Raw genomic sequence first — 25510 nt, 5'->3', positions numbered from 1 at the left:
CGCCCCTCCCCCCACCACCGCCCCGGCGTTCGCCAACCGCTTGGAATGTTTCGTGTTGTCCCGGTTCCACCTCGGGGCTTCGTTCCCGGCTGGCTGAAGGTTTGTGTCCGGTCTCATGCGTCGCGACCCGATGCCCGTGCGCAACCGCGTTCGGGGCGGTCCGACCACTCGGCTCGACCACGCCCACCCTTCACTAGAACGCGATTTGCCTGAGCTCACGGCGCCGACCCGCCGGCCCGTGGCCGCAACATCTACCCACCGTCTCGGGGCCCTCAGCCGCTCCCCGCCGACGCACCAACACAAAGGATTCAGTTCATGCCCAAATTAACACTGACAAGTGCTTCAGCGTTACTCGCCCAATGCGAGCCAAAAAAACGCAAGACGGACTACTATGATGATACAGTTACTGGCTTCGTACTAGAATGTAGATCTAGTGGAGGTAAAAGCTATTACCTTCGCTTTGACCAGGCCGGTCGACAAAAGCAGTTCAAGATAGGGCGTTTCGAGGATATTACATTTGCCGCCGCGAAGAAAGCCGCGCAGAAGCTTCGATCCGAGGTCGTGATGGGCGGTGACCCCAGCGCGAGGAAGGCGGAAGCGAAAGCAGTTCCGGTTTACGCCGAACTGGCCGCAATGCACATGGCCGACGCTGAACTGCACCAACGGTCGTTCACCACCACTAAAGGATATATGGAAAAGCATATAATTCCGAAGTGGGCCAAGGTTCGCTTGACCGACATCGACAGCCGGTCTGTGGCGCACTGGCTGGCGGCGAAGAGGAACGAGGGCCTCGCGCCGGCCACCGTGCTGAAGATTAAAATGATTTTCAGCCGCTCGTTCGAGCTGGGGGCGCGCTGGGGAATTTCCGGCTGTGATAAGAACCCGATCCGCGCCGTGCAGTCAAAGCCGGTGAACAACGCGCGCCAACGCTACGTAACGGCGGACGAAGCCGCAAAATTGATCGCGGCGGCGGAGGCATCCCGCAACCGGCAGTTGGCCGCGATCGTAAGCCTCCTCTTGCTCACCGGCATGCGCGTGTCGGAACTGCTGTCCGCTAAGTGGGCGAACGTTGACCTCGATCGCCGCACCCTATTTGTGCCGACCTCGAAAACGGGGCGTTCACGTTTCGTCCCATTGGCGCAAGCTGCGGTGGACGTCATCGATAACTTGCCGCGGGGAGAGTTTCTGTTTCCGAACCCGCGCGATCCGGCGAAACACCTAACGACGATCAAGCACGGGTGGCAGACGGCCCGAGACGTCGCCGGACTGCCGGGGCTGCGGATTCACGATTTAAGACACTCCGCGGCCTCGTTCATGGTCAACTCGGGTGTCGATCTGTTCGCGGTGGGCAAGGTCTTGGGTCACGCCAACGTCGCCAGCACCGCCCGGTATAGCCACCTCGCCAACGACACGCTGCTGGCCGCCGTCGAGGCGGGCGCCGCCAAGCAAGCGCAACCGACCTGATCAACCAACTCTTCCCCTCTCTGCTCGCTGACTTCGGTCGGTGGGCGGAGAGGGGAAACCATTCGAACCCCTTTTTTTTTTTTGCTCGCGTGACGACGATTGAGGATTTCATATGAGTAAGACCAAACAACTGAAACCGGCGCTGTACGACGGCAAGTCGCTGGAAACTTACGATCGTTGGGTTGATATGCCGGGCGGTTTTGCGGTGCCGCACCCAGAGTTGTGGGGCAAAGCGGGCCTCTACCGGGCCACTTTGAACGGTGAGATAATGTTCATAGGCAAGGGCGCGGGCATGCACACGGGCCTGCTCGAACGCCTCTACGATCTTCGCCGCCCCGGCGACAGTGGCCGGCGATATCGCGCTGGGCAATATATTAACGCTCATCTGGATGAGCTTGGCCTTCAAGTGGCCGTTATGGGTAGCGACGGGGCAGCTCGGGCACTCACCTCAAAGCTACTCTGGCCCATGATACGGCGTCATCGACCGCGTTTGAACGTAGACCCGACCTTTCTAAGCAACATCATTCAGACGGCTTATGAAGCACGTTGATTAAGTGGCTGCTCGGCGACAATTTGGTCGGGCAGTCATTGTGCCCCCGGGGGCGACGGCGGCGATGCAGGGCTGCCGCGCTCGGCTCGCGCGCTGAGCCCGGTTATGTGCGAGCCACGTTCGTGAAAACTCGATTTGCCTGTTCCAGGAGCGCGAGAAGGCAGGTTCGGCGGAGTTGCCCGCGCATGCCGCCGACTCACGTTCCTGGTTTATCCAAACCGGCCACGGGTTCGCCACCCGAAAGCACGCGATCTGTCCGTTTGTGGATGGCCTAGCCCTGATGCCGACTTTGCTTGATCCGATCGGCGACGGCGGTGGAGCGCTTCGCCATCTCTTCAGCGGTGGTACGCACCGCGGTTGCCGCTACCTCCAACGACGATCCCGCCGCTTTGGTCGCGTCCACGACTGCGGCACCCGCCGCCGCGGCTCCTTTCTCTATTGTGTTTCGCACGCCAATGGCCATCGACCGTGCTCGACGAGAAGTCTCTCGCGAGACCATAGCCCGTTCCGACTTGAAGACCGCGTCTATCGCGGCCAACGCCCTCTCCTCACGCGGATTGATTACGCCGTCGGCCTCGATCACTTCCCTGAGAAACTGCATCAACTCGTCCTGCATCGCCCGCGGATTGCAGTCGGGGCTCGCTCGCTGGAATTCCGCCAAAGCTTTGGCTAGCCCAGTCACCCGTCCGGCGTCCGGCTGACTCTCGATCAGCCGCAAACCCGCCGCCACGTAAGCCGGATCAAACCCCCAATCCCGGACGAAGTGCTCGGTGATCGTCTCGCGTTCGGCGTCGTGGACGAAACCGTCGGCGCGGGCCACCTGCATAGCCAGTGGAGCCGTCAGGTCGAACAGTCCTGCTCCGAGCAGGTCGATCGGCGTGTTGATGAAAGTCGGGATGGTGTCGACGAAGCGGTCGGTGCCGCTCGCGAGCCATCGCGTGACGCCGTAGTAGCCACCGCCGGCAACCAAGCCGGCGACAACCACCCATCCGATCGGGGTGACGGCGGCGGCGGGAGCCGCAAGACCAAGCCATCCCATTACGCCGGTGGAAGCCGCGGGGGCAAAGAACGAACTCGCGACCCACGTCGATTTGGCGACGCCAACGCCCGTCCAGCCTGCGCCGCCGGTCTCCCAAAGTGAGTTCAGCGTCTTGCGTGTGCGAAGAAGCTTGTAGGCGTCCTCGCCAATGCGCAGCTTGCGTTTGAGACGAAGGGGATCAGCGATCACCTGGTCGAAGTCGGTTTCCATGTGTTCAACCTTGGCCGGGCGTATCAAACGATCGCGCCAATTTCTCGACCCGGGCACGAAGACCGCCGTCCGCGACGTCAGCCATCGCACCCACCCCGAGGCCGAACGCGACGAGCAGCGGGCCGATGATCGGTCCCAGCAGAGCGCCTAGGATCGCGGCGGAACCAATGAGCCACCACATAGTGAAGCCGACGACCACGCCCAGCGTGATGTGCGGGAACAGCTTCACTGTCTCAAACACAAACGACATGATGCGTCGCCCGACCTCCACAACTTCGTCTCCGACCTTCATAGTTATAGCCGCCAGCTGCGTCATCAGCAGCTTGACGTCCGCGGAGACGGCGAGGCGATCCAGTTTGTCTCCAATCTCCCGGCGCGTAGCCACCTTGGCAATCGTCATGTCATTCATTGGGTTCAATCCTGCGCTATTCTTGCTGGCTCGGCTTCCCGACGCCGCCAGTCGTCTGCGATCCGCCATTCCCCACTCGGGGCCTGGATTTGCCAGTCCATCCATCCGTTTCGGCTTGTTCCCGTCACACCTTTTGATGCGGCTGAGAAAGAATAATAGAGCCCGTCGTCTCCTTCCACGCGCAACGCTCCCCCCTGAACGATAGCTTGGAAGTTCCTTCCGCCGTATTCAAAGCGGCAAACAGTGCCATCGTGGGGTAGGCCTTGATGAAGCGATAAGCCCGAGACGGTAACATCCTGACTTTTGCCAACGGGAAATTGAGGCTCTGTCGGCCCAGTCCAGATTCGTTTTGCAATCGCAAACAAGGCGTTCCCACGTTCTAAAATGGCATCCTCGTCCCAGCTGTCGCGATCGGCCAGCTCCCGGTTAAGTGCAAGACTGCTATGTGCTCGCACAGCTGGCATCTTGACGGAATACGGGCCGTTAGAAACCGATGAGTTTAGCGCTTGTGTCAGCAATGTTAGATTGCCAAGCGTGTTGACGAGGTTATCTCGACCGGCGCTAGCACGCTGATACTCGTCATTCTGTGCTTCTTCATCTGCCGAACCAAACCCTCGTATAGGCCAAGCGGCTTGCCACCCTTGGGGCATGATGTGCTCAATGGTCAGAGCGGATCGAATTTCGATATTTTCATTCAGCGAAGTGCGCTTGGCTCGCTCGATTGCTTCAAACAGGTATCTCAGTCGAGGTTGTCGAGGCCCTTTGTATTGAGGTCGATTAAGCCAGGACCGGCGCAACTCGTCATCTGCTGGCCATCGATCAAGGTCGAGTTGCCGCTCCTCAAGGTACGAAATCAATGCATCAATATGCCCCGACGAAAGGCGCCGCAAGCGATCGACGATCCCCACAAAAAACCGGTTGTAGCTTTTCGTGCCGAGATTGCAGATGTCTCGGCGCAGGATATAGCTTTTGAGCGCGTTCAACGCTTTTGGCAAATCGGGGGCAATGTGTGCCGTAGTCGCCAAATATACAACGAGTGGCATTGCGGTGGATACATCGAACGCGTCCGCAAAGCGGCCAAAATCGCCGATGGGATCGAAGTCAGCTTGTTCGAAAAGACGTCGCTCTACTGCTGCTGTCGCGGAAATTGAAGCAAGCTCATCGGCGACCGATGAAAACGGCTGATCGCTTAATACCCATCTTCGGTACCGTTCAAAAAGAACTTCAACCGAAACAATGTCGCCAAGATGCATAGATAGGTGGTCAGTCAACATCCAATCGAGGCGTGATCTGGTTTGCCGTCCGCGTGAGGCGGCTTGACTCCAGAAAGCTCGATCAAGAGGTAGCCAATGCTGCTCATAGAGCTCGTCGATAACCAGCGAACCGTTACTCTGACCCAGACCCTTGGCGCGCTGAAAAATAAAATTGCGAAGGAGGTCTGCCGCCGTCAGATCTACCCCTCGGCTATTTAAGGTTTCAAAAATAGTCTGCGGATCATCACCCCCTTCAAGCTCAATGGAGACGATCGCAAGCCCGTCTTTCATAGCTTCAAAGAGTGTTTCCAAGCGCTCTTCATGAAACATGCCATCCGGTGAGACGTGGGCACTGATCCGTTCGCGAAAATATTCGTACGCGCTCGTGGCGCGCCGAACATATCCCTCCTCATCAGCTGGCTTTGACGCGATGCGATCAAGGTTCACTTCAGGCGCGACGATCACGGCGAATGCGCGACGATCTGTTAACGACGGCCAAAGCTTGAAGCGTTCGACCTCTGGATTTTCCATAACACCATCGTTGAGGAGATACTTTCGAAGCTCGTCGGCATAACGCGAGTCGGATCCCCTCGCGACGTCCTGAAATGCCGCTATTAAAAGTTGGAAAGTCGTAAGCCTTTGTTGGCCATCGATAATTTCGAAAGCTTGGACTTGCTTGCCATATGTTTTGATTTGGGCGACCACAATCGCGCCCATAAAGTGCGGCGATAGCGATGCCCGGTCAGTTTCGACGCGGGCAACTGCGCGCTCAATGTCTTCCCAGAGGAGTTCCAATTGCGGTTGCACGCGCCATGCGTATTGCCGCTGATAGAGGGGAATGAGGAACCGTTTTTTACCGTCGAAAAGCTCGATGATTGATCGCGTAAAAGGCTTCATTGATTCCCCCCAAAATCGCGGTCATGATGTCACTACCGCTGCCAGATCGCAACACGGGGTCGTCGTGTAGCGTCTGGGGCCTCCTCTTGCGAGCTCACAGTGGTTATTCTGACGGTTTAGCGTGATGCAGGAGCGCCAGAACCTTCACAGGTGGTGATCAGCTGACCGGGACGCCTTTGCGCTTTTGCATGTTCCTAAGCCGTCAAACGATCTTTCGTACCGCGTTGAGTCTATCAGCCTAGTGTTCCACATTTGTTCTTATAAATACCCACACGAGTTAATGCGCAATGACGCTGAACCGCTCTCTCAGCCGCACCATCTGATCGCGGAAATCTTGCCTGAACTGCGGCCCGATGAAATACAGACGGTGTACTTCCAATGCATGGGGGACGGCCCCGAAAGCCTGCTGGCGCCGATCGACGCGGAGTTCGCGAGACGCGGCTTGTCGCCCCACGCAATGACGTTCGGTTGATGGCGAGCTCGATCACCGCCGAACGGATCGCGGACCTGATCGAGCAGGCTCCCGGCGGGGCCCTCGTGGGTCTTACGGTGCCGCAGGAACGGTTGCGGGCAGACGCACGACGGGAGGTCGCCTAACACGTTTACAGCGCCCTTTACCGGCGGATCGATGTTGAGGTGGGGCAGCTTCGTTTGCCGCTGTAATAAATCGGATGGCGGCGTTCGGCCGGGTCAATTTGCTATCCCCGATCGACAAGCTTGATCGCAGGCTGCGAGCCACAGGGTGGAAGTTGCTACAAGTGACGAACGGCGCTGCGTTTATAATTGGGGCCGGGGCGCTGTCCCTTGTAACCAGCGCGCCGGTTTGCTTCAGTTGAGGGTATGAGCAACGAACGGGCCCTCGATCAGTTCGCCGCAGCGACGGCTGGACTCCCTACAACGATGGTCGCGTCGTTGACTTATATCGCAAGAGTGGGATGCGACCAGCCACACATCATCAAGGCGCGCCTCAACTTCCACGGAGAGGGAGCAGACCTCGCGCCGAGATACTTCGCGTCGCCGAAGATCGTCGCAGAGAGGTTCCTGCTGTCAGCGATCGGCTTAACTCCAGGCGACATGGTGAATGCGGCGCTGGACGGGAAGGTCGCCACCCCAAGTGGGGAATACGCCTTCCTCGCTCAGATTACTGGCGGCTACGCTGCAACCTTCATTCCACTTCACCCCGAATTGCTCGCGCAGCAGTCGCGGACGGGCGTGCTGCAAATTCGCGGTACCGATCAGTCCGATCACTGGCAGAACCAAGTGCTGGACTGGACGCTACGCTCGGCCAACGTTCCCTATGATAACCTCAACGAGCTCAGTACCGACTTCGGACTTGGCGGCCTGATCGAACAATCGACCATCATCGAGGCCGTTGCGCCGAATGTTGTCGCTATCGACCTTAGCAACGAAGTGACGGGCGATACCGCGAGCATCGGTATATTGGCGATCAAAGGAGTCGATCGGTCCAAGGTCTCGATCGGCTACCGCGTGCTCGACAAGGGTGTGGTTACGGCAAGAATGACGGTAGCTGGTGACGTCCTCAACTGGGTCGAGGAAGAGCTGCGCGACGTCGCGTCGACCGAGATCGCAGTCCCGCCGGCATCGATTATCAACTGTTATGCTCGGTACGAGGATGTCACCTACCATAGCGGCTTTATCGTAGATCCATCTCTGTTTCAGAACCCGAGGCGGGCCGCATACGAACGGTTCGATCCCGAGCTGAAGGCGCTCGCTGAGGCACTGGCCACCAGCGACCGGAAACGGGCCCGTGACGTCGAACCCGCGGTTGCTAGCTTGCTCTGGATGCTGGGCTTCAATACCTGCCATTTGGGCGGGACGAAGGTCTTGCAGGACGGACCAGACATCCTTGGCGAGACGCCCGCGGGCCAATTCATCGTCGTCGAGTGCACGATCGGCACGCTCAAGGCGGACAGCAAAATGCATAAGCTGTTGGCGAGGACCGCTGCTGTGCGGGAGCAACTTTCGAAGTCCGGGCACACACACGTGCGTGTCTTGCCGGTAATGGCAACTACGCTTCCGCATGATGAGATAGCGTCAGAGCTTGGCGATGCGGTATCGAACGGCGTCTACGTCATTGCTGGCGAAGACTTCCAGGAAGCCATCGGTAGGACGCTTATTCCGCCGCACGCAGATCAACTGTTTACAGAGGCGGAGCAGAGCCTGCAGGGCATCGCCAACTTGCAACCGCGATAGGCCTGAGTGACAAATATGGGTGCGCTGCCGCATGACGGCGCCGTTGTATTGAGAATCACCCAAGATACGACGCACCCCTCCGGTCAGCGATGGAACTCTGGTTGATACGCGATCTGCGCAACGGCCTTAGTCGCGTCGCCGCGTTTCAAGTACTGACCGAGCAACGTTCCCTTGTCGGCTTCGAGGGTTTCCGACCGATACAGTGCGACCCGTTTATCCGGCGTGGTCGACAGCCTGTAGAGCCGCCCGTTCACGCGACAGAAAACGTCCTTGGTCCCTTGCCGAGGCGTCCACTTGCAGTCCGCGCCTGATAGAAGCCGTTGCTCGGCGGCCGCCGCTTCTGCCTCCCTAAGCTGCCGGAAATGCACGTCCTGTTCTAACCTAAGTCGCTCTTCCTCCTTCTCGATGTGATCCCGCAACACGCCAACGATGGCGGGCATTTCGGTCCCCATCGCTTTCTCTGCTTTGTAAACGGCAAGGCAGCCTTCCTGTAGCTCGTCGCGCGGATACTCACTGTAGCGTTCATCGGCGAAGGCCTTCAGGCGTTGCTCCACGTCGCTGATCGACAGCTTCGGCCCTTCCATGCGGTTCAGATGGTCCTGCAGGTCGCCGATCGGAATCCAGCAGGCGGTGGCGGACTCCACGAGTTGCTCGCGAGGACCGGTCCACTTCGTCCAGGGCGAGTTGCCCCGATCGAGCTTCTTGACGATATCCTGAGCTAGCTTGATCAGCATGTAAGGGTCTTTGATGTGCCGTAGAGATGGGCTCTTCACGTAATCGAAGAGCAGCCGCCTGACGGTATCGACGCGATCATCCTCAACCACAAATCGCTCCTCATAGTCTGCCTAATTCGCGGGAACCGACACAATCGAGTAGTGTAATCCTTCGCCATCTATGGAGGTGACTGAAAGCTTAACGCTTTTGAAGCTGATGGTTTGTGGGAATGTCGTGCCGAGAGGGAATGTGTATTCCTCCGTGAATGCCGGTCGAGCCATGTCGTTGATGAACTCTCGATACGACAGTCGCAGCGAATCCTTGGTTGAACCAAGGAAGATGACCGTCTGCTTCAAGGCATCAGAAGTCGGATTGATGAATTCAGACGGTTTATAGGGCATAGGCGTCGGCAAGCTCTTACCCCCCTGAACTTCGTTGCCGCCGTATCGATCGAAGGCGCCATCGCCGTTATCGTCGTACAGGCAAGCGTCGTATAGTTTCTTCAAGAACGCATCCACCGATGGCGAGCGGCACGCCTTCAAATTCGATTTGCTGGAAACCTGTACGAACTTGTCGCCAGGTGAGACCGTAACCCGCGCAAAAACGTTTTTTCCTGAAAACGACTGATCGACTACAAAGGCCGGAAGTACCGTGAGGTGACTCTTCTCATACACCGTATCGCCGACGGAAACGATCGCGGGAGTGCCCAAGGTCGGCACGACCGAGTCACGGATTGTTTGTGCCGCGATAGGGGTCGTGAACCCAAGCGAAGCAAGTACGATGAACCGACGCATGTAATCCCCCTAAACCCCTGTGGAATGTCTTCGCGGACTACCGACGTGTCAACTCCAATGGGTACGGTCAGTCAGTCCACGGACCGCAGTCTCGTGCGCTAGTTAGGCTGCCTTTCGCCTTTTCCAACTTGAACCAAGCCCGCCTCAGAAAGAACTGGCGGTCAGCCCCATGCGATAACGTTCGGTTGATGGCGAGCTCGATCACCGCCGAACGTATAGCGGACCTGATCGAGCAGGCTCCAGGCTGGGCTCTAGTGGGGCTCACGGTGCCGCAGGAGCGCTTGAGGGCCGACGCACGACGCGAGGTTGCCGAACACGTCTACAGCGCGCTGTACCAGCCGCTGAATGTCGAGACGGGACAACTGCCCCTGCCGCCATGATCTTGGAGCAGGGCGCAAGGCCGCACGAGCTTCAGGTGGTGCTTGTCGTCCTCGACACTGTCGATCATGATCACGATCTACAGGGGGAGGGCGCGCATGAAATGGTTGATGGTGGCTGTCGCGTTGGGGCTCGCAATGCCGGTATCGGCCCGGGACTTAGCGGTGCCACCGGACAAGGGCTGGAAGCACGCCGAAACAGGATTGATCCTGATGCCACAACTGGCTGGAATGTCGCGTACCGCGCTCACCGATACGACGCAGACTGAGCACGACGTCGCCGCGCAGTATGACACGCCGGATAAGAGCGCCTTTGCGACCATCTACCTGTTTCACCCCGCGATAGCCGACGTCAGTCTCTGGTTCGACCGATCGCAAACGGCGCTCGAAGCGCGAGACCTTTTCAAGAACGCGTCGCCCGCGACCGCCGATCCGATCGCCTTCGCCGTCGGCGGCGCGAGGACTGCGTCTTCGTTGCGCCAGGTCTATGCGACTCCTGCGGGTCAATACCGGAGTACTGCGCTATCCGTAATGCCGGTCGGTGATTGGCTCGTTAGCATTCGTATGAGCGCGAAGGCATTGACGGCGGCGCAACTAGACGTACGTCTTCAGCAGGTGATCGCCGCCATTCGTTGGCCTAATGCCGTTGGCACCGAAGCGCCCGCCGCCGCGTCGTTGAAAGTATGCGCGACACCCCTGACGTTCGGTAAAGCGAAGCTGGCCAAGCCTGATGGAGCAGACCTGCTGATGTCTCTGATGGGCAGTAGTCTAGCAGCCAAGAAGAAGGCAGAAGCTAAGTCCGAGCCTTCCGTTCGTGCGACTTGGTGTCGCGACGGGGACGCGCGCATGGAATACGGGATGTATCGACCAGATGGTGCTTCCGGCAGCTACGTGCTCGCGTTGTACGACGCAGGTCGTGTCGTCAGCGTGTATCCGTCCATCATGGGACAGATCAATAAAAGCGGAATATATTCGGTTTCTCTGGAGGACGTCGAAGGGACGGTATCATCCTTCCAGTCCTTCACCGCTTTACCCTCGCCCAAGCAGGTATGGAGTTTGCTCGGGTCTGGACAGCGCACGGGCACAAAGACCGGCAATCAACTGACGATCAGTCCTAAAGCATTCTCGAAATGAGGACTTCATCCGATACGTTCACGCCCAATCGATCAGCGGGGCAGGCCTAAGAGGCTTGGTCCTCGGTGCCTATGATCGGTAAACCATAAGAACCATTGAAGGGGTCTCAGTACGTGGCAAAGAATCGGGGGTCTGCTGGCCGAGTTATCGGGTGCGCATTAGTGGGAGCGGTCGTTGCCATACCTGTACCGATCGTTGGCCCTATCATCGGGCTAATCGCTGGTGGCTGTGTGGGCTATTTTTACCCTTCGAAGAAGGTTCCGGCCACAAATGAATATGCACCGGCGAGTAATGGTCTCGCAAAAGTGGTATTAGCCGCCGGGGCGATCTTAATGGGGTACGCCCTATTAATGGATACCTCCGTCCAGTCAATCGGCGGAAGAGTAAATAACCTAGGACTAATGAGAGATCAGCAAAACTTACTTATTGTTTCAAGCGTGATGATCATCGCCGGCGTCATATTGTTGTTTGTTAGGCGAGGCGCGCCCGCAGCTCCGGCCGTGGATCCGTTTGATGAAGCGGCAGCTACCCGCAGTCTTGATCGGAAGCGGTATGCCGTCAGCTTAGGGATAGAGCGTTCTGACGGTCAGTATATATGGAAAGGCCATTGCTTCCCCGCTTTGGACGATGCGATTGATTTTGTAGAGGCCGAAAGGTTCACCGCCCGTCGACGCTCAGAAAATTCGAGCAAAGGCGAATTGCACGATCCTGGTGTTCCTCCGCAGGTATAGCACAGGTCGACTTTTCCGGTTTTCCCAAGCCAGAGCGCTTTCGCTAGGAAGCGACCTTTTGGCCGTCTCATGCCAAACTGGGAAGCGGCTGGGTGCCGCCGCCGGGGCACAGGGTGTTGGCGCATAACCACATGTAAACGTTCGACAAATCCGGCTGCGTCACTAGCCTTCGTAATGCGGGGGTCACAGGTTCGAGTCCTGTAAGCGGCACCACCTCACAGAAATCGTCGGTATCTTCGAAACTGGTTCGAACTGCCATTTACCGATAGCGGACAATGACAGCCGGACTGTAGCGGCTAGGTTCAGCTTCGCGGTATCAAAGCATGCCGCCTGCTGCTTTTCGGAATTTCGGAGTGCCTCGTGGGTTAGGGTCGCTTAGGACAGGTCTCTTACCGCGGGTGGACGATCTCGTCGATCATCGCGTCCAATGTTCGTCGCCAACTCGATTCTCCGCAAGAGACAAGTGTAGAGCCAGACCCTTCGTCGGAACCTTCGTCGGAAAGTGCCGATCGCTGAGTTCGATGCTGGTCAAAGGCCCGAAGCAGGGGGCGCGGTGCTGTTGCGTATTACGAGTTCGTGGCGGAGCGTGACTTGCGGCGAAGGGCTTTCGACGCCGCGGAGGATGTCGACCAGAAGTTCGACGGTCCGGCGACCGATCATGCCCTTTGGCTGGGCAATCGTCGTAAGCGGCGGCTGGAAATAACGCGCGAGCGGGAGATCGTCGAAGCCTATCACCGAGATGTCCCTCGGACACGACAGCCCTGCGTCGCGGATGGCGCTGAGCGCACCCATCGCCATCTCGTCGCTAAAGCAGAAGATCGCGGTGACGTCGTGCGCGAGCAGGTCGCGGGTCTGGTCGACAGCCGAGCCGGCGGAATAATCGCCGACCCGGATGTGGAGGCCATCGCGCAGGCCGGCGCGGGTCGCGGCGTCGATCGCGCCGGCAAGGCGGTCGCGGCTGATCGGGCTGATCTCCGGGCCGGTGACCACGCCGATGCGGTGGTGGCCGAGGCCGATCAAATGCTCGATCGCGTCGGCGCTCGCCGCGGCGTTGTCGATGTGGACGCTAGGGACGCCGAGGTCGGAGCTGTATTCGCAACCGTTGACGATCGGTGCGGCGGTGCCTTTGCGCGCCAGCAGCGGCGCGAGGCTGGCGGGCAGGCGGTGGCCTAGGAAGATCAGCCCGTCGACTTCGCGGCGCGAGAGCATGTCAGCATATTGATCCTCGACCTCCGGATCGTGCCGCGTGTCGCCGACCACGACCGAATAGCCGGCGTCACGTGCGGCTTCTTCGGCGCCACGGATGACGCTCGCGAAGAACGCGTTGGAGATGTCGGGGACGGTCAGCAGGATCTTGGCGGCGCGCAACGTCCGCAAGCTGCGCGCGGCGACGTTGGGCGTGTAGCCGGACTCGCGAACGACCTCCAGGACGCGTCGCCGCGTTTTCTCGGACACCTGTTCGGGGCGGCTGAGAACGCGCGAAACCGTGGCGGTCGAGACGCCTGCGAGAGCGGCCACTTCGATGATCGTCGGCATAAGGCCGTCATGTATCCGGTCGTCGGCACTGTCGATCTATATCCGATGTAATCCTTTACATTCGATTGGAGGCTCCGTAGCTTCATGTCCGACAAGCAGTAAAACTGCGATCGGAGAGGTGGCGAATGGCCGTTGCGGACACTGCACAATATCCAACAGGCATGGCCCAGTCGGGTGGTCTGCTGACAGGTCGCTTGAGCGCGATGATGTTCATGCAGTTCTTCGTATGGGGCGCCTGGACCGTCACGCTTGGCCTCGTCATGCAGACGGTCGGGATCGGCAACCTCATCGGCAACGCGTTCTCGGTCGGGCCGATCGCGTCGATCGTCGGGTCGTTCCTGCTCGGCATGGCGGCGGCGCGCTATGTCAGCCCGCGGATGCTGATGGTGATCCTGCACCTGGTCGGCGGCGTGCTGTTGTTCGTATTGCCGTCGCTGGTGACACCGGAGAATGGCGGGACCTTCGTTTGGCTGCTGCTGTGCTACATGATTCTCTACATGCCGACGGTCGGTCTCGCGAACACGATCGCGCTGAAGAGTTTTGGCGAGCGCACCGACAAGTTCCCGTTCGTCCGCGCGTTCGGCACGCTCGGCTGGATTACCGCCGGGCTGATCATCGGATGGGCAGGGCTATCGGCGAGCCCCGAGATCTTCCGCGTTGCGGCGGTCGTCTCGATCGCGCTGGGGCTCTACAGCTTCACGCTGCCGAACGTGACGGCGGATGCGCCGCGGGACGAGAGCGTGCTCCGGCAGGTGTTGTGCGTCGAGGCGTTCGGATTGCTGAAGCAGCGCTCGTTCCTGATCTTCATGACCTGCGCGACGCTGATCTCGATCCCGCTGGCGATGTATTACGCCTATGCGTCGCCCTATGTCGGCGCGACCGGCATCAGCAACGTCGGCGGGACGCTCGCGATCGGGCAGATGTCCGAACTCGTGTTCATGTTCTCGATGCCGTGGCTGTACCGAAGGTTCGGGGTGAAGCCGCTGCTGCTGGTCGGGATGGCGGCATGGGCGTTGCGCTACGCCTTATTCGCGATCGGCGATGGCGGATCGTCGATCTGGGCGGTGTATCTCGGCGTCGCGCTGCACGGCGTGTGCTATGATTTCTTCTTCGTCGCCGGCGCGATCTACACCGGCACGATCGCCACGCCCAAGGGTGTGAACGCGCAGGCACAGGGCATGCTGACGCTGTTCACCTACGGCGTCGGGATGCTGCTCGGATCGCAGATCGGTGCGCTGTTGTATGCGCAATTGCCCGCATCGCCGTCGATCGCCGACTGGCAGCATATGTGGTGGTATCCCGCGATCGCCGCGGCGGTGATCGCGCTGCTGTTCCAGTTCACGTTCCGCGACGACACCAGAAAGACTGCAGCATGAGCGGTATGAAGGGCCCCGGGATATTCCTCGCCCAGTTTCTTGGAGATGAGGCACCGTTCGATACGCTCGACGGTCTGGCGGAATGGGCGGCAGGGCTTGGCTATGTCGGCGTCCAGATTCCCTGCAACGCGCAGTTGATCGACCTGAAGCTCGCGGCGGAGAGCAAGACGTATTGCGACGATCTTCGCGGTGGTTTGGCAAAGCACGGCATCGAAGTCACCGAATTGTCGACGCATCTGCAAGGACAACTCGTCGCGGTGCACCCCGCGTACGACACGCTGTTCGACGGCTTCGCGCCCCCCGAAGTCCACGGCAAGCCCGCCGAGCGCCAGATTTGGGCGGTCGAACAGGTCAAGCTCGCGGCGAGGGCGAGCGCCAATCTCGGCCTGTCCGCGCATGCGACGTTCTCGGGCGCGCTGGCATGGCCGTACGTCTATCCATGGCCGCAACGTCCCGCCGGACTAATCGAGGAAGCGTTCGCCGAACTCGCCCGTCGCTGGACACCGATCCTCGACGTGTTCGAGGATGTCGGCGTCGATTGCGCGTTCGAGGTGCATCCGGGCGAGGACGTCCATGACGGCGCGACCTGGGAGCGGTTCCTGACGGCCGTCGACAACCATCCGCGCGCGCGGCTGTTGTTCGATCCGTCGCATTTCGTGTTGCAGCAGCTCGACTATCTCGACTTCATCGACCGCTATCACGACCGGATTTCGTGCTTCCACGTCAAGGATGCGGAGTTCAACCCGAACGGGCGAACCGGCGTGTATGGCGGCTACGAGAACTGGGTCGACCGCGCCGGCCGGTTCCGCTCGCTCGGTGACGGGCAGGTCGATTTCTCCGGCATCTTCAGCAAGATGGCGCAGTATGGCTATGACGGCTGGGCAGTGCTCGAATGGGAGTGCGCGTTGAAACGCTCCGATGACGGCGCCCGCGAAGGCGCGCCGTTCATCCGCGATCACATCATTCGCCTGACCGAACACCCGTTCGACGACTTCGCCGCCAGCGGGGTCGATCGCGCCGCGATCCGCAAGCTGCTCGGGCTGGCGGAGGAGCAGGCATGACTCGGCTTCGTCTCGGTATGGCCGGCGGCGGGGAGGGGGCCTTTATCGGCGCCGTCCACCGGATGGCGGCGGCGCTCGACGGCGATTGGGACTTGGTGGCGGGTGCGTTCAGCACCGATGGCGGGCGCAACACGCGTACCGGCGAGCAGCTCGAACTGGACGCGCAGCGTGTCTATCCATCGCTTGAAGCACTGATCGCGCACGAACGCACATTGCCCGTGGACGAACGGATCGAAGTGCTCGCGATCGTTACGCCGAACCACCTCCACGCGCCCATGGCAATCGCCGCGCTGAACGCCGGCTTCCACGTCTTCTGCGAAAAGCCGATGGCGATGAGCGTCGTCGAGGCCGAAGCGATCGCCGCCGCCGCCAAGGCCAGCGGCCGCCACTTTGCGCTGGCGTTCACCTATAGCGGCTACCCAATGATCGAAGAGGCACGCGCTCGGATCGAACGCGGCGATCTCGGCGCGATCCGCCTAGTCCAGGTCGAATATCTACAAGGCTGGCTCAGCCAATCGATCGATACCGACGGCAACAAGCAGGCCGAATGGCGCACCGATCCCGCCCGCGCGGGGCTCGGCGGGTGTCTCGGCGACATCGGCACGCACGCATTTCAACTCGCCGAGCATGTCTCAGGGCTGTCGGTGCAGTCGGTCTCGGCGGACCTCACCACGCATGTCAAAGGCCGGCGGCTCGACGACGACGTCAGCGCATTGCTCCGCTTCGGGGGCGGCGCGCGCGGTGTGCTCAAGGCGAGCCAGGTCGCGGCGGGCGAGGAGAACGGGTTGCGACTCCGCATCCACGGCGAACGCGGCGGGCTCGACTGGTCGCAGATGGAGCCGAACACGCTGACGCTGCGCTGGCTCGACCGTCCGGCGGAGATCGTGCGAACCGGTGGCCCCGGCATGCTCGACGCGACCGCCACGCTGGTGCGGACTCCGGCGGGGCATCCCGAGGGGTATATCGAGGCGTTCGCCAACCTCTATCGCGCATTCGCCTCAGCGATCCGCGGCGATGGCACCGACCGCTGGTTTCCAGGCGTGACCGATGGCCTGCGCACGATGCGCTTCATCGAAGCGGTGATCGCCAACGCCGCATCGGACCAGAAATGGACTTCAGTAAATCCGGGAGAGAATGAATGAAGTTGCTCATGGCTTTCGTCGCGGGAAGCATCGCGGCGGTTGCGGCGGTCACGATATCCGTGCCGACCACCGCGCAATCCACCGCAACCTCACCCCCGGCGTTCGCCGCCTGCCGCGCGTGTCACACCGTCGTGAAGGGTGGCCGCAACGGCATCGGCCCGAACCTGTACGGCGTGGTCGGCCGTGCCGCCGCCGCGACGCCCGGCTTCAATTATTCCGCCGCGATGAAGGCGTCGAAGCTGCGCTGGGACGAGCAGACGCTCAACGAATATCTCGCGGCCCCCCAGAAGAAGGTGCCGGGCACGCGGATGCCGATCGCGACGCCCGATGCGGCCAAGCGCGCGGCGATCATCGCCTATCTCAAGGCCGAGGGCTCGAAATGATGGTACTGCTCGCATGACGCTCTCCCGCCGAAATCTGCTCGGGGCTGGGCTCGCGGCAGGTGCCGCCGCCTCGCTGGTACCCGGCATGGCCGCGGGGCAACGCCGCAACTCGAACGGCGCACGGTTCTCGCTCGGCTACGCCCCACACGAAGGCAGCTTCGCCAGTCGCGGCGGTCGGATCGAGCAGATCGCCTACGCCGCCGACCAGGGCTTCACCGCCTGGGAGGACAACGAGGCGGCAACGCGGTCCGTGGCCGAGCAGGAGCAGATGGCCAAGGCGCTCGCGCAACGCGGCATGACGATGGGCGTGTTCGTCGCCAGCATGCCCAAATGGTCGAAGTCGCGGCCGCTGCTCGGTGCCAATGACGGCGCCGAGCGCGAGGCGTTCCTCGCCGACATCCGCGCCTCGCTCGACGTCGCCAAGCGGCTGAACGCGACGCGGATGACCGTCGTCACCGGCTTCATGGATCCGAAGGTGCCGGTCGATATCCAGACCGCGCGCGTGATCGACGTGATGCGCCGCGCCGGCGACATCGTCGCGTCCTCGGGCACGGCGATGGTGATGGAGCCGCTCAACACGCGGACCAACCATCCCGGCGTCTACATGCAGACGATTTCGCAGGGCTATGCGGTCGCGCGCGGGGCCAACAGTCCGGCGGTGAAGATCCTTGCCGACCTGTATCACGAGCAGATCCAGTCGGGAAATCTGATCCCGACGCTGGCCACCTGCTGGAGCGAGATCGGCTATATCCAGTTCGGCGACAATCCGGGTCGCAACGAGCCGTCGACCGGCGAGATCAACTTCGCCTCGATCGTGAAGTGGCTGAAGGCGCAACGCTACACCGGCGTGATCGGCATGGAACACGGCAATTCGATCGCCGGACGCGCGGGCGAGGATCGCCTGATCGCCGCCTACCGCGTGATCGACGCAGCATGAGGGGGATGGGGATGAAGACGGTGTTGATGGCGAGCGTCATCGTGGCGCTGGCGGGGCCAGTTGCGGCGCAGGATAAGCCCGGCTTCAAGGACACGCCGATGCTGCCCGACGGACAATGGCGGGTCCACGACGCCGACCGGCCCGCGCCGATCGTGGTCGCGCCGGCCGCCACCCCCGGTGGTCCGCCTGCCGACGCGGTCGTGCTGTTCGACGGGCGTTCGCTCGACGCCTGGAAGCCCGACCGCATCGCATGGCCGATAGAGAACGGTGCGCTCACGATCCCTTCGCGCGCGAAAAGCGGCGGCGAGAATAATCTCGTTTCGAAGCAGAGTTTTGGCGACGTGCAGATGCACCTCGAATTTCGTTCGCCCAACCCGCCGACCAAGAGCTCGCAGGATCGCGGCAACAGCGGCATCTGGTTCATGCAGCGCTACGAACTGCAGATCCTCGATGGCGCGCAGAACCCGACCTATGCCGATGGCACCGTCGGCGCGGTCTATGGCTGGAAGCCACCGCTGGTGAACGCGGCGCGGCGTCCCGGCGAGTGGCAGACCTACGACATCGTGTTCGAGCGCCCGCGCTTTGCCACCGACGGCAGCCTGCTCCGCCCGGCCTATGTCACTGCGCTGCTCAACGGCGTGCTGGTCCAGAACCACCAGGCGATGCTCGGCACCACGATCTGGCGCAAGGTGGCCAGTTACACCGCGCACGCCGATGCCGCACCGATCCAGCTCCAGGATCACGACTCGCCGGTGTCGTTCCGCAACATCTGGGTCCGTCCGCTGACCGAAGCGGCGATCGCGCAGGACCTGAAGAAGGACGGTAAATGATCGACCGCAGAACAGCACTCGCCGGTGTCGTCGCCATGTTCGGCACAGCTTTGTATGCGCCGATCGCACGCGCAGCCGGGGTCGCGGCAACACCGGGCGCGGCGGCGGGCATCCCCGTCATCAGCGAAGGCCCGCCAAGTGTCGCGGTCTTCACAGCCCCCCAGCGCGCGCTGATGACCGCGCTCAGCGAACGCGTCCTGCCGACCACCGATACGCCGGGCGCCATCGCCGCGGGCGTACCCGCCTATATCGAAAAGCTGCTCGCCGACTGGGCCGTACCCGCCGACCGCGTGCCGATCCTTGCCGGGCTCGATGCGATCGAAGCGCGCAGCCTGAAGGACTATAAAATCTCCGGTGCAAAGGCGACCGCGGCGCAGCAGGACGCGCTGCTCACGCTGGCGATGAACGACCAGATCCCGTCGGGCGGCGTCTTCTTCGAGGCGTTCCGCCAGCTCGTCGTCACCGGCTATTACACGTCGGAGATCGGCATGACGCAGGAGCGCGAATATCTGCCGGTGCCGGGCGAGTATAACGGCGCATTCCCCTATTCTCAGGTCAACAAGGTGTATTCCGCATGATCCTCAGCCGTAGAAACCTGCTCGCTGGCTCCGGCGCGGTCGCAGCGCTCGCGTTCGTGCCGACCGCCTCCGCGGCGCAGTTGAAGGCGATCGGCCTGCAACTCTACACCATCCGCGACATCTTCTCGAAAGACCCGGTCGGCACGCTCGGGCAGGTTGCGAAGATCGGCTACCGCGAGGTCGAGTTCGGCGGTGGCGGCTATGAGGGCATGGATCACGCGATGCTGCGCCGGACGATGGACAAGCTCGGCCTGACCGCGCCCTCGGTGCATATCGGCTACGACGCGCTGCTCCAGCGGTTCGACCAGTCGGTGACGATGGCCAAGACGCTCGGCGCGACCACGGTCGTGCTGCCGTACATGACCGACGAGCATCGCAACGAAGCGGGCTGGACCGCGGCACTGCCGAACTTCAACCGGTTCGCCACCGACCTGAAAAAGGCCGGGCTGGGCTTCGCCTATCACAACCACGATTTCGAATTCACCACGAAGCCAGGGGGCGTCAGCCTGTACGAGCGGCTGCTGAAGGAGACCGACCCCGCGCTCGTGAAGCTCGAACTCGATCTCTACTGGGCGCTGCATGCCGGCGAGAACCTGACGACGCTGATCAAGCGCCTGTCGCAGCGGATCTACGCCTATCACGTCAAGGATATGCGCCCCGATCGCAGCATGGCGGCGGTCGGCGCGGGGACGGTCGATTTCGCCGCGCTGTTCAAGCTGAAGGGCAGCGCCGGCGTCCGGCATTTCTACGTCGAGAACGATCAGGCCCCTGCACCGTACCTGCCCGACATCACCACGAGTTTCCGGACGTTGCGCGCGCTTCGGTTCTGATCGGCTGCTGCTGAATAGGCGCGTTTCTGAGTATTAGGAGAGGAAGATCATGGCTGAGACCAACAGGTTCGACGCGATCGTAATCGGTTCGGGCGTCAGCGGCGGTTTCGCTGCGAAGGAATTGACCGAAAAGGGCCTCCGCGTCCTGATGCTCGACCGCGGCAAGATGGTCGAGCACGGCGAAGGCTACACCTATGATGGCAAGCCCGCCTACGAGGTACCCGCGCGCAACATCATGCCCAAGCCATTGGTGGACAGCGACTATTTCATCGCCAAGCACGGCTATGTCCAGCCCAGCAACCGCGAGTTCCACAACGACGACCGGCTGAATCCGTACGCTTATGACGAGGGCAGCAAATTCTACTGGATCCGGCCGGGCGCGGTTGGCGGCAAGTCGCTGATCTGGGGCCGCTGGTGCTTCCGCTGGAGCCCGCAAGACTTCGAGGCGAACAAGCGCGACGGCCTCGATGGCGACTGGCCAATCCGCTACGACGACGTCGCGCCGTGGTATAGCTATGTCGAGAAATACATCGGCGTGTCCGGCTCGCGCGAGAACCTCGCCTATCTCCCCGACAGCGAATTTCAACCGCCGATGCCGATGAACGTCGCCGAGAAATGGCTCAAGCAAGGTCTCGAATCCAAGTTCCCCGGCCGCAAACTGATCAACACGCGGCTGTCGAACATGACCGAGGACAAGCCCGACCAGAACCGCACGAAATGCCAGTTCCGCAACCAGTGCGGCAATGGCTGCTCGTTCGGTGCCTATTTCTCGACCCAGGCCGTGACCTTGCCGGCTGCGCGCGCGACGGGCCGCCTGACGCTCAAGTCGGACTCGGTCGTCACCAACCTCATGTACGACGCGACGCGCAAAATGGTCACCGGCGTCCGCTACATCGACGCCAAGACCGGCAAAGCGGAAACGGTCAACGCCGATCTCGTCTTCCTCTGTGCTTCGGCAATCGCCTCGACGCAAATCCTGCTCAACTCGCGCGCACCGGGCAGCGACCGCAGCTATTTCGACGAGAGCGGCACGCTCGGGCGTTATGTGATGGACCACATCTTCCGCGTCGGAATCGAAGGCGACATCCCCGGCATGGAGGAGTTCATCGAATTCGGTCGCCGCCCAGGTGGCGTCTACGTCCCGCGCTTCCGCAACATCGGTGGCGACGAGGGCGTCGGCTTCAAGCGCGGCTATGGCTATCAGGGCAGCGCGTACCGCAACCCCGCCGCTCCGGTTGGGTTCGGCGCGTCGATGAAGCAGGGCATGCGCAAATATGCGCCGTGGCGGTTCAGCATGGGCGCGTTCGGCGAATGCCTTCCCTATGCCGACAACAAGGTTTCGCTGCACGCCAGCAAGGTCGACCGGTTCGGTGTGCCACTCGTCCGCTTCGACGTCCGCTTCCGCGACAACGAACTGAAGATGATGACCGATGCGCGGGCGCAGGGCGAGGCGATGCTGAAAGGTGCGGGGCTCACCAACGTCAAGAGTTCGGAGAGCGAGCACGTCCCCGGCGACGCGATCCACGAAATGGGCGGCGCGCGCATGGGGCGAGACCCGCGCACCTCGGTGCTCAACGAATGGAGCCAGGCGCACGCGGCATCGAACCTCTACGTCACCGACGGCGCGCAAATGGCGTCGATCTCGTGCGTGAACCCGTCGCTGACCTTCATGGCCCTGACCGCGCGCGCCGCCGATCATGCGGTCAAATCGCTTCGGAAGGCCTAGGCGCTAGGCGGGCAAGCTGCTCACGCGTCGTCCCCGCCGCGGTTCATGACCGGCGCTTGGTGAGGCAGGGTAAAACCGCCCACCAGGCGCCAGCCGAACCATTCTAGCAGGGTAGCGCCCGCACGATTATTTCGCTGCCCCGCCGCCGGCAGCGATCCAGGCGTCGATCTTGCGTTCGAGCACCGGCATCGGCAGCGATCCGGTATCGAGCACCTGCGCATGGAAATCACGCGGATCGAACTTGGCGCCGAGTGCGGCCTGCGCCTTCGCCTTGGTCCGCGCGATCGTCAGCTGACCGATCTTGTAGGCCAGCGCCTGGCCGGGAATCGCGATGTAGCGTTCGACCTCGGCAGTCGCATCAGTTCGCGCCATCGGCGAATTGGCGAGCATATAGTCGATCGCCTGATCGCGCGTCCAACCCTTGGCATGGATGCCGCTGTCGACCACCAGCCGCATCGCGCGGAGCATCTCGTCGTTCAGCCCGCCCATCCGCTGATACGGATCGGTCTCCATGCCGAGTTCCTTCCACAGGCTCTCGGCATACAGCGCCCAGCCCTCGACATAGGCGGTATTGCCGCCGAACCGCATGAAGGCCGGCAGCGCGGTGTTTTCCTGCGCGAGGCTGATCTGGAAATGATGTCCCGGCACGCCCTCGTGCAGGAACAGCGTCTCCATCTCCCACATGTAGCGCGAGGGCAGGTCGTAGCTGTTGTAGTAGAACACGCCCGGCCGCGATCCGTCCGGCGTACCGCCTTCGTAGGAGCCGCCGGCCGCGCCCTTTTCCTTGAACGCTGGGACCGGTCGGATCTCCAGTGCGGTCTTCGGCGTCAGCGAGAATTGTTCGGGAATGCGCTGATAGATGCGCTTTTCGATCGCCTGATAGCCGTCGCGAAGCTGCGCGACCGAACTCGGCTGGAACTGCTTGTCGGTTCGCAGGAAGGTGAAGAACGCGGGGAGGTCGCCCTTGAACCCGACGGCCTGCTTCTGCGTCTCCATCCCCTTCAGGATCCGCGCGACCTCGGACAGGCCGAGCTGGTGGACCTGCTCTGCGATCATCGGCAGCGTGGTGTTCTTGCGGATCAGATAGGCATAATAAGCATCGCCCCCGGGCAGCGCGGACAAGCCCACCGTTTCGCGCGCAACTGGCAAATACGTCTTGGCGAGAAAGTCCCGCATCCGCTGGTGCGCAGGCGTGATGACATCGCGGATCTGCGCCGCATAGGCTGCTTCCAGCCGCGTCTGGTCGGCCGCCGGGATTGACGCGGGGAAGGTCTTCACCGGGCCGTAGAAGGTCGATCCCTCGACGCCCTCCGCAATGAGGTTGTCGAACTCCTGGATCATGTTGGTCACGACCAGCTTCGGCTGGACGATCCTGTCCTTCATGCCCTGGCGGAACAGCCCGATCGCGCGGTCGAGCACCGCGGCATATTGCGCGTTGCGCTTCAGGTTGTTCTCATAGTCGACGAGCGTCTTGAACGGCGCCGCGCCCTTGCCCGATGCGAGGTCGGGATAGAAGGTCTGGAACCCGTTGAAATGGTCGATCGGCAAGTCGCGCTCGACCCTGACGATTGCGGGGGCATAGCCGGCCAGGTCGGTTTCGTTGCGCGTCTTGAACACGTCGTACGCGATCTGGTCGGTCGCGGTCAGCTTCGTCCGGTCGATCGTCTTGAGCGCGGCCAGATCATGCTCGATCGCCGCGCGTTCGGCGGCCAGATACGCATCGGTCAGATAATCGCCGAGCCGGTCCGCATAGCGCAAATCGCCGCGGAAGATCCCCTCGATCGGATTGCGTTTCAGGCTCGCCTCGTCGCTGTCGTAGAACACCCGCTTGAGCCGCGCATCGTCCGCACTCTCGCCCGGCTGCGCGACGGGAGGCGGCAACGCCTGCGCACTCGCCGCGGCGCTGCAGACGGTCGCGGACAGGAAAGCGGCAAGCAGCAGTTTGACGGACAACGCGTGTTCCTTTGGATGCGATGACACGGGGGTAGGATGCGGCAGGATTTCCCGCAAGCGCCGCTCGTGTCCGCTCGAACTGCAACGAGCGCGCGCGTTCGGCCCTTTCGAAGCTCCGTCTAAACTAGGCGAGGCTGCACCGCTCGCGGCGCAGCCTCGCGTCATTCAGATCTGTGCGACGCCGCCGTCGACGAACATCTCGCTGCCGGTCATGAAGCTGCTGTCCGCGGACGCCAGGAAGGCGGCGGCAGCGGCGATCTCGGCGGGGTCGCCAATCCGGCCGATCGGGGTACCGGCACCCATTTCCGCCATCGCATCCTCGCCGACCACCTCGAGCGCGAGTTCGGTCCTGGTCGGTCCCGGCGACAGTACGTTGACGCGAATGCCGGTGCCGCGCAGATCGAGCGCCCAACTGCGCGCGAAATTGCGGATCGCCGCCTTGGTCGCGCTGTAGACGCTGAACCGCGGCGTTCCCATGACGCTCGTGCTGGACCCGGTGAGGATGATCGAGCCGCCCGACCGCATCAGCGGTAATGCCTTCTGCACCGTGAACAGCAGACCTTTCACGTTGACGTCGAACGTCCGGTCGTAATGCTCCGGCGTGATTTCGCCGAGCGGTACTAACTCGCCGGTACCGGCATTGGCGAACAGGATGTCGAGCGAACCGCGCTCCGTCCGGACTGTCTCGAACAGGCGATCCAGGTCGGCCATGTCGGATACCGAACCGCTGATCGCGCGGGCATTCTCGCCGAGCTCGATCAGTGCCGCGTCGAGCGCGTCCTGCCGCCGCCCGAAGATGTAGACGAACGCGCCCTCGTCGATGAAGCGCTTGGCCGATGCGAGGCCGATCCCGCTGCCGCCGCCGGTCACGATCGCCGTCTTGCCGTTCAATCTGTCCATCTGTCGTCTCCGTGTTTGCGAAGATTCTTAGCTGGCGGACCGCATACCTATCGACAAGTATGCACCTTTTGGTAAGTACCAGGTTATGACAATTTCACCCCCGACTGACGGCTTCACCTGCGGCCTGGACGTCACGCTCCGGATCATCGCGGGAAAATGGAAACCGCTGATCCTGTATTTCCTGTTGCAGCGGCCCAACCGCTATGGGGAGCTTAAGCGTGCGGTGCGCGGCGTCAGCGACAAGATGCTGATCCAGCAACTGAAGGAACTGGAGGCGGACGCCGTGCTGACGCGAACGGATTACCATGAGGTCCCGCCCCGGGTCGATTATACGCTGACGCCGATGGGCCGCAGCCTCGCCGAGGCGCTGGCGCCGCTGTGCACCTGGGGAACCGAGAACATGGCGGAGGTCACGCGCGTGTTCGCCGAGCGCGACAACTGGCAGCGCAAGGCAGGCTGACCCATACTCCCG

Annotated in this window: 26 protein-coding genes; 18 read left to right on the top strand and 8 right to left on the bottom strand. The window is 61.7% G+C overall.

The window, feature by feature from the left end; all coding sequences use genetic code 11:
• The first annotated feature begins 315 nt into the window (after window positions 1-315).
• Window positions 316-1464 (top strand): site-specific integrase, encoded by a 1149-nt coding sequence (locus tag C8J39_RS11890; protein WP_120300686.1) that lies wholly within the window; start codon window positions 316-318, stop codon window positions 1462-1464.
• 112 nt (window positions 1465-1576) lie between these two features.
• Window positions 1577-2014, top strand: a complete 438-nt coding sequence (locus C8J39_RS11885; protein WP_120300685.1) for a hypothetical protein — start codon at window positions 1577-1579, stop codon at window positions 2012-2014.
• 271 nt (window positions 2015-2285) lie between these two features.
• On the opposite strand, the gene C8J39_RS11880 is transcribed toward C8J39_RS11885, so the two are convergent.
• The 3 genes from C8J39_RS11880 to C8J39_RS11870 are packed head-to-tail and all read right to left on the bottom strand — an operon-like array spanning window position 2286 to window position 5822.
• Window positions 2286-3263, bottom strand: coding sequence for a TerB family tellurite resistance protein (locus tag C8J39_RS11880; protein ID WP_120300684.1), 978 nt, complete (start codon window positions 3261-3263; stop codon window positions 2286-2288).
• A gap of 4 nt (window positions 3264-3267) precedes the next feature.
• A complete protein-coding gene (locus C8J39_RS11875; protein WP_120300683.1) occupies window positions 3268-3672 on the bottom strand; it encodes a hypothetical protein in 405 nt (134 codons plus the stop codon).
• Window positions 3673-3677: 5 nt separating this feature from the next.
• Window positions 3678-5822, bottom strand: a complete 2145-nt coding sequence (locus C8J39_RS11870) for a DUF262 domain-containing protein (protein ID WP_120300682.1) — start codon at window positions 5820-5822, stop codon at window positions 3678-3680.
• A gap of 280 nt (window positions 5823-6102) precedes the next feature.
• On the opposite strand from C8J39_RS11870, the gene C8J39_RS11865 reads away from it, so the two are divergent.
• The 3 genes from C8J39_RS11865 (at window position 6103) to C8J39_RS11860 (ending at window position 8036) form a co-directional block, all read left to right on the top strand.
• Entirely contained in the window at window positions 6103-6294 is a 192-nt protein-coding gene (locus C8J39_RS11865) for a hypothetical protein (protein ID WP_120300681.1), read from the top strand.
• Window positions 6294-6419 carry a DUF6771 family protein gene (locus C8J39_RS19310; RefSeq protein ID WP_404969339.1) on the top strand — a complete coding sequence of 42 codons (126 nt, stop codon included), beginning with the start codon at window positions 6294-6296 and terminating at the stop codon, window positions 6417-6419. Before C8J39_RS11865 ends, C8J39_RS19310 begins: the two co-directional genes overlap by 1 nt.
• 243 nt (window positions 6420-6662) lie before the next feature.
• A complete protein-coding gene (locus C8J39_RS11860; protein ID WP_120300680.1) occupies window positions 6663-8036 on the top strand; it encodes a hypothetical protein in 1374 nt (457 codons plus the stop codon).
• An 83-nt stretch (window positions 8037-8119) separates the two neighbouring features.
• Here C8J39_RS11860 and C8J39_RS11855 read toward each other — a convergent pair whose 3' ends face one another.
• Window positions 8120-8860, bottom strand: coding sequence for a hypothetical protein (locus tag C8J39_RS11855; protein WP_120300679.1), 741 nt, complete (start codon window positions 8858-8860; stop codon window positions 8120-8122).
• A gap of 21 nt (window positions 8861-8881) precedes the next feature.
• Window positions 8882-9544 (bottom strand): hypothetical protein, encoded by a 663-nt coding sequence (locus C8J39_RS11850; RefSeq protein WP_120300678.1) that lies wholly within the window; start codon window positions 9542-9544, stop codon window positions 8882-8884.
• Between the two features lie 188 nt (window positions 9545-9732).
• Here C8J39_RS11850 and C8J39_RS11845 point away from each other — a divergent pair, with 188 nt between their 5' ends.
• From C8J39_RS11845 to C8J39_RS18515, 3 genes are all read left to right on the top strand, one after another.
• Window positions 9733-9924, top strand: coding sequence for a DUF6771 family protein (locus tag C8J39_RS11845; RefSeq protein WP_120300677.1), 192 nt, complete (start codon window positions 9733-9735; stop codon window positions 9922-9924).
• 66 nt (window positions 9925-9990) lie between these two features.
• Window positions 9991-11055, top strand: coding sequence for a hypothetical protein (locus C8J39_RS11840; protein WP_120300676.1), 1065 nt, complete (start codon window positions 9991-9993; stop codon window positions 11053-11055).
• A gap of 230 nt (window positions 11056-11285) precedes the next feature.
• Window positions 11286-11786, top strand: a complete 501-nt coding sequence (locus tag C8J39_RS18515) for a hypothetical protein (RefSeq protein ID WP_132833590.1) — start codon at window positions 11286-11288, stop codon at window positions 11784-11786.
• Between the two features lie 528 nt (window positions 11787-12314).
• Here C8J39_RS18515 and C8J39_RS11835 read toward each other — a convergent pair.
• The gene (locus C8J39_RS11835) at window positions 12315-13322 is read right to left on the bottom strand and encodes a LacI family DNA-binding transcriptional regulator (RefSeq protein ID WP_120300675.1); all 1008 of its coding nucleotides are present in this window, start codon (window positions 13320-13322) and stop codon (window positions 12315-12317) included.
• A gap of 161 nt (window positions 13323-13483) precedes the next feature.
• Between C8J39_RS11835 and C8J39_RS11830 the strand changes: the two genes are divergently transcribed.
• The 9 genes from C8J39_RS11830 to C8J39_RS11790 are packed head-to-tail and all read left to right on the top strand — an operon-like array spanning window position 13484 to window position 22185.
• Window positions 13484-14698, top strand: coding sequence for an MFS transporter (locus C8J39_RS11830; RefSeq protein WP_120300674.1), 1215 nt, complete (start codon window positions 13484-13486; stop codon window positions 14696-14698).
• Window positions 14695-15759, top strand: a complete 1065-nt coding sequence (locus C8J39_RS11825) for a sugar phosphate isomerase/epimerase (RefSeq protein WP_120300673.1) — start codon at window positions 14695-14697, stop codon at window positions 15757-15759. Before C8J39_RS11830 ends, C8J39_RS11825 begins: the two co-directional genes overlap by 4 nt.
• Window positions 15756-16901: a Gfo/Idh/MocA family protein gene (locus tag C8J39_RS11820; RefSeq protein ID WP_120300672.1), complete on the top strand. Its 1146-nt coding sequence runs from the start codon at window positions 15756-15758 to the stop codon at window positions 16899-16901. The genes C8J39_RS11825 and C8J39_RS11820 overlap by 4 nt, the downstream gene beginning before the upstream one ends.
• A complete protein-coding gene (locus C8J39_RS11815) occupies window positions 16898-17284 on the top strand; it encodes a cytochrome c family protein (protein ID WP_243650037.1) in 387 nt (128 codons plus the stop codon). Before C8J39_RS11820 ends, C8J39_RS11815 begins: the two co-directional genes overlap by 4 nt.
• A gap of 13 nt (window positions 17285-17297) precedes the next feature.
• A complete protein-coding gene (locus C8J39_RS11810; protein WP_120300671.1) occupies window positions 17298-18221 on the top strand; it encodes a hydroxypyruvate isomerase family protein in 924 nt (307 codons plus the stop codon).
• Between the two features lie 11 nt (window positions 18222-18232).
• Window positions 18233-19051 carry a DUF1080 domain-containing protein gene (locus tag C8J39_RS11805; RefSeq protein WP_243650038.1) on the top strand — a complete coding sequence of 273 codons (819 nt, stop codon included), beginning with the start codon at window positions 18233-18235 and terminating at the stop codon, window positions 19049-19051.
• Window positions 19048-19629 (top strand): gluconate 2-dehydrogenase subunit 3 family protein, encoded by a 582-nt coding sequence (locus C8J39_RS11800; protein ID WP_120300669.1) that lies wholly within the window; start codon window positions 19048-19050, stop codon window positions 19627-19629. Before C8J39_RS11805 ends, C8J39_RS11800 begins: the two co-directional genes overlap by 4 nt.
• Window positions 19626-20459: a sugar phosphate isomerase/epimerase gene (locus tag C8J39_RS11795; RefSeq protein ID WP_120300668.1), complete on the top strand. Its 834-nt coding sequence runs from the start codon at window positions 19626-19628 to the stop codon at window positions 20457-20459. Before C8J39_RS11800 ends, C8J39_RS11795 begins: the two co-directional genes overlap by 4 nt.
• 49 nt (window positions 20460-20508) lie before the next feature.
• The gene (locus tag C8J39_RS11790) at window positions 20509-22185 is read left to right on the top strand and encodes a GMC family oxidoreductase (protein WP_120300667.1); all 1677 of its coding nucleotides are present in this window, start codon (window positions 20509-20511) and stop codon (window positions 22183-22185) included.
• Between the two features lie 126 nt (window positions 22186-22311).
• Here C8J39_RS11790 and C8J39_RS11785 read toward each other — a convergent pair whose 3' ends face one another.
• Window positions 22312-24138 carry a DUF885 family protein gene (locus C8J39_RS11785; protein WP_243650040.1) on the bottom strand — a complete coding sequence of 609 codons (1827 nt, stop codon included), beginning with the start codon at window positions 24136-24138 and terminating at the stop codon, window positions 22312-22314.
• 165 nt (window positions 24139-24303) lie between these two features.
• Window positions 24304-25038: an SDR family NAD(P)-dependent oxidoreductase gene (locus C8J39_RS11780; protein ID WP_120300665.1), complete on the bottom strand. Its 735-nt coding sequence runs from the start codon at window positions 25036-25038 to the stop codon at window positions 24304-24306.
• An 85-nt stretch (window positions 25039-25123) separates the two neighbouring features.
• On the opposite strand from C8J39_RS11780, the gene C8J39_RS11775 reads away from it, so the two are divergent.
• A complete protein-coding gene (locus tag C8J39_RS11775; RefSeq protein ID WP_120300664.1) occupies window positions 25124-25498 on the top strand; it encodes a helix-turn-helix domain-containing protein in 375 nt (124 codons plus the stop codon).
• The last annotated feature ends 12 nt before the right edge of the window (window positions 25499-25510 follow it).

Origin of the sequence: Sphingomonas sp. PP-CC-1A-547 (assembly GCF_003610375.1) — a bacterium.
In the GTDB taxonomy this organism is placed as follows: Bacteria; Pseudomonadota; Alphaproteobacteria; order Sphingomonadales; family Sphingomonadaceae; genus Sphingomonas.
Note: the sequence above shows the minus strand (reverse complement) of the source record. Positions and strands in the feature narration are given on the sequence as shown.

Excerpts from the sequence above, each read along its gene's own strand:
- C8J39_RS11850 (WP_120300678.1), bottom strand. The coding sequence starts at position 9,544 with ATGCGTCGGTTCATCGTACTTGCTTCGCTTGGGTTCACGACCCCTATC.
- C8J39_RS11810 (WP_120300671.1), top strand. The coding sequence starts at position 17,298 with ATGACGCTCTCCCGCCGAAATCTGCTCGGGGCTGGGCTCGCGGCAGGT.
- C8J39_RS11800 (WP_120300669.1), top strand. The coding sequence starts at position 19,048 with ATGATCGACCGCAGAACAGCACTCGCCGGTGTCGTCGCCATGTTCGGC.
- C8J39_RS11885 (WP_120300685.1), top strand. The coding sequence starts at position 1,577 with ATGAGTAAGACCAAACAACTGAAACCGGCGCTGTACGACGGCAAGTCG.
- C8J39_RS11825 (WP_120300673.1), top strand. The coding sequence starts at position 14,695 with ATGAGCGGTATGAAGGGCCCCGGGATATTCCTCGCCCAGTTTCTTGGA.
- C8J39_RS11835 (WP_120300675.1), bottom strand. The coding sequence starts at position 13,322 with ATGCCGACGATCATCGAAGTGGCCGCTCTCGCAGGCGTCTCGACCGCC.
- C8J39_RS11780 (WP_120300665.1), bottom strand. The coding sequence starts at position 25,038 with ATGGACAGATTGAACGGCAAGACGGCGATCGTGACCGGCGGCGGCAGC.
- C8J39_RS11845 (WP_120300677.1), top strand. The coding sequence starts at position 9,733 with ATGGCGAGCTCGATCACCGCCGAACGTATAGCGGACCTGATCGAGCAG.
- C8J39_RS11840 (WP_120300676.1), top strand. The coding sequence starts at position 9,991 with ATGATCACGATCTACAGGGGGAGGGCGCGCATGAAATGGTTGATGGTG.
- C8J39_RS11890 (WP_120300686.1), top strand. The coding sequence starts at position 316 with ATGCCCAAATTAACACTGACAAGTGCTTCAGCGTTACTCGCCCAATGC.
- C8J39_RS11875 (WP_120300683.1), bottom strand. The coding sequence starts at position 3,672 with ATGAATGACATGACGATTGCCAAGGTGGCTACGCGCCGGGAGATTGGA.
- C8J39_RS11795 (WP_120300668.1), top strand. The coding sequence starts at position 19,626 with ATGATCCTCAGCCGTAGAAACCTGCTCGCTGGCTCCGGCGCGGTCGCA.
- C8J39_RS11815 (WP_243650037.1), top strand. The coding sequence starts at position 16,898 with ATGAAGTTGCTCATGGCTTTCGTCGCGGGAAGCATCGCGGCGGTTGCG.
- C8J39_RS11870 (WP_120300682.1), bottom strand. The coding sequence starts at position 5,822 with ATGAAGCCTTTTACGCGATCAATCATCGAGCTTTTCGACGGTAAAAAA.
- C8J39_RS11865 (WP_120300681.1), top strand. The coding sequence starts at position 6,103 with ATGCGCAATGACGCTGAACCGCTCTCTCAGCCGCACCATCTGATCGCG.
- C8J39_RS11860 (WP_120300680.1), top strand. The coding sequence starts at position 6,663 with ATGAGCAACGAACGGGCCCTCGATCAGTTCGCCGCAGCGACGGCTGGA.
- C8J39_RS11790 (WP_120300667.1), top strand. The coding sequence starts at position 20,509 with ATGGCTGAGACCAACAGGTTCGACGCGATCGTAATCGGTTCGGGCGTC.
- C8J39_RS11830 (WP_120300674.1), top strand. The coding sequence starts at position 13,484 with ATGGCCCAGTCGGGTGGTCTGCTGACAGGTCGCTTGAGCGCGATGATG.
- C8J39_RS19310 (WP_404969339.1), top strand. The coding sequence starts at position 6,294 with ATGGCGAGCTCGATCACCGCCGAACGGATCGCGGACCTGATCGAGCAG.
- C8J39_RS11775 (WP_120300664.1), top strand. The coding sequence starts at position 25,124 with ATGACAATTTCACCCCCGACTGACGGCTTCACCTGCGGCCTGGACGTC.
- C8J39_RS11805 (WP_243650038.1), top strand. The coding sequence starts at position 18,233 with ATGAAGACGGTGTTGATGGCGAGCGTCATCGTGGCGCTGGCGGGGCCA.
- C8J39_RS11880 (WP_120300684.1), bottom strand. The coding sequence starts at position 3,263 with ATGGAAACCGACTTCGACCAGGTGATCGCTGATCCCCTTCGTCTCAAA.
- C8J39_RS11820 (WP_120300672.1), top strand. The coding sequence starts at position 15,756 with ATGACTCGGCTTCGTCTCGGTATGGCCGGCGGCGGGGAGGGGGCCTTT.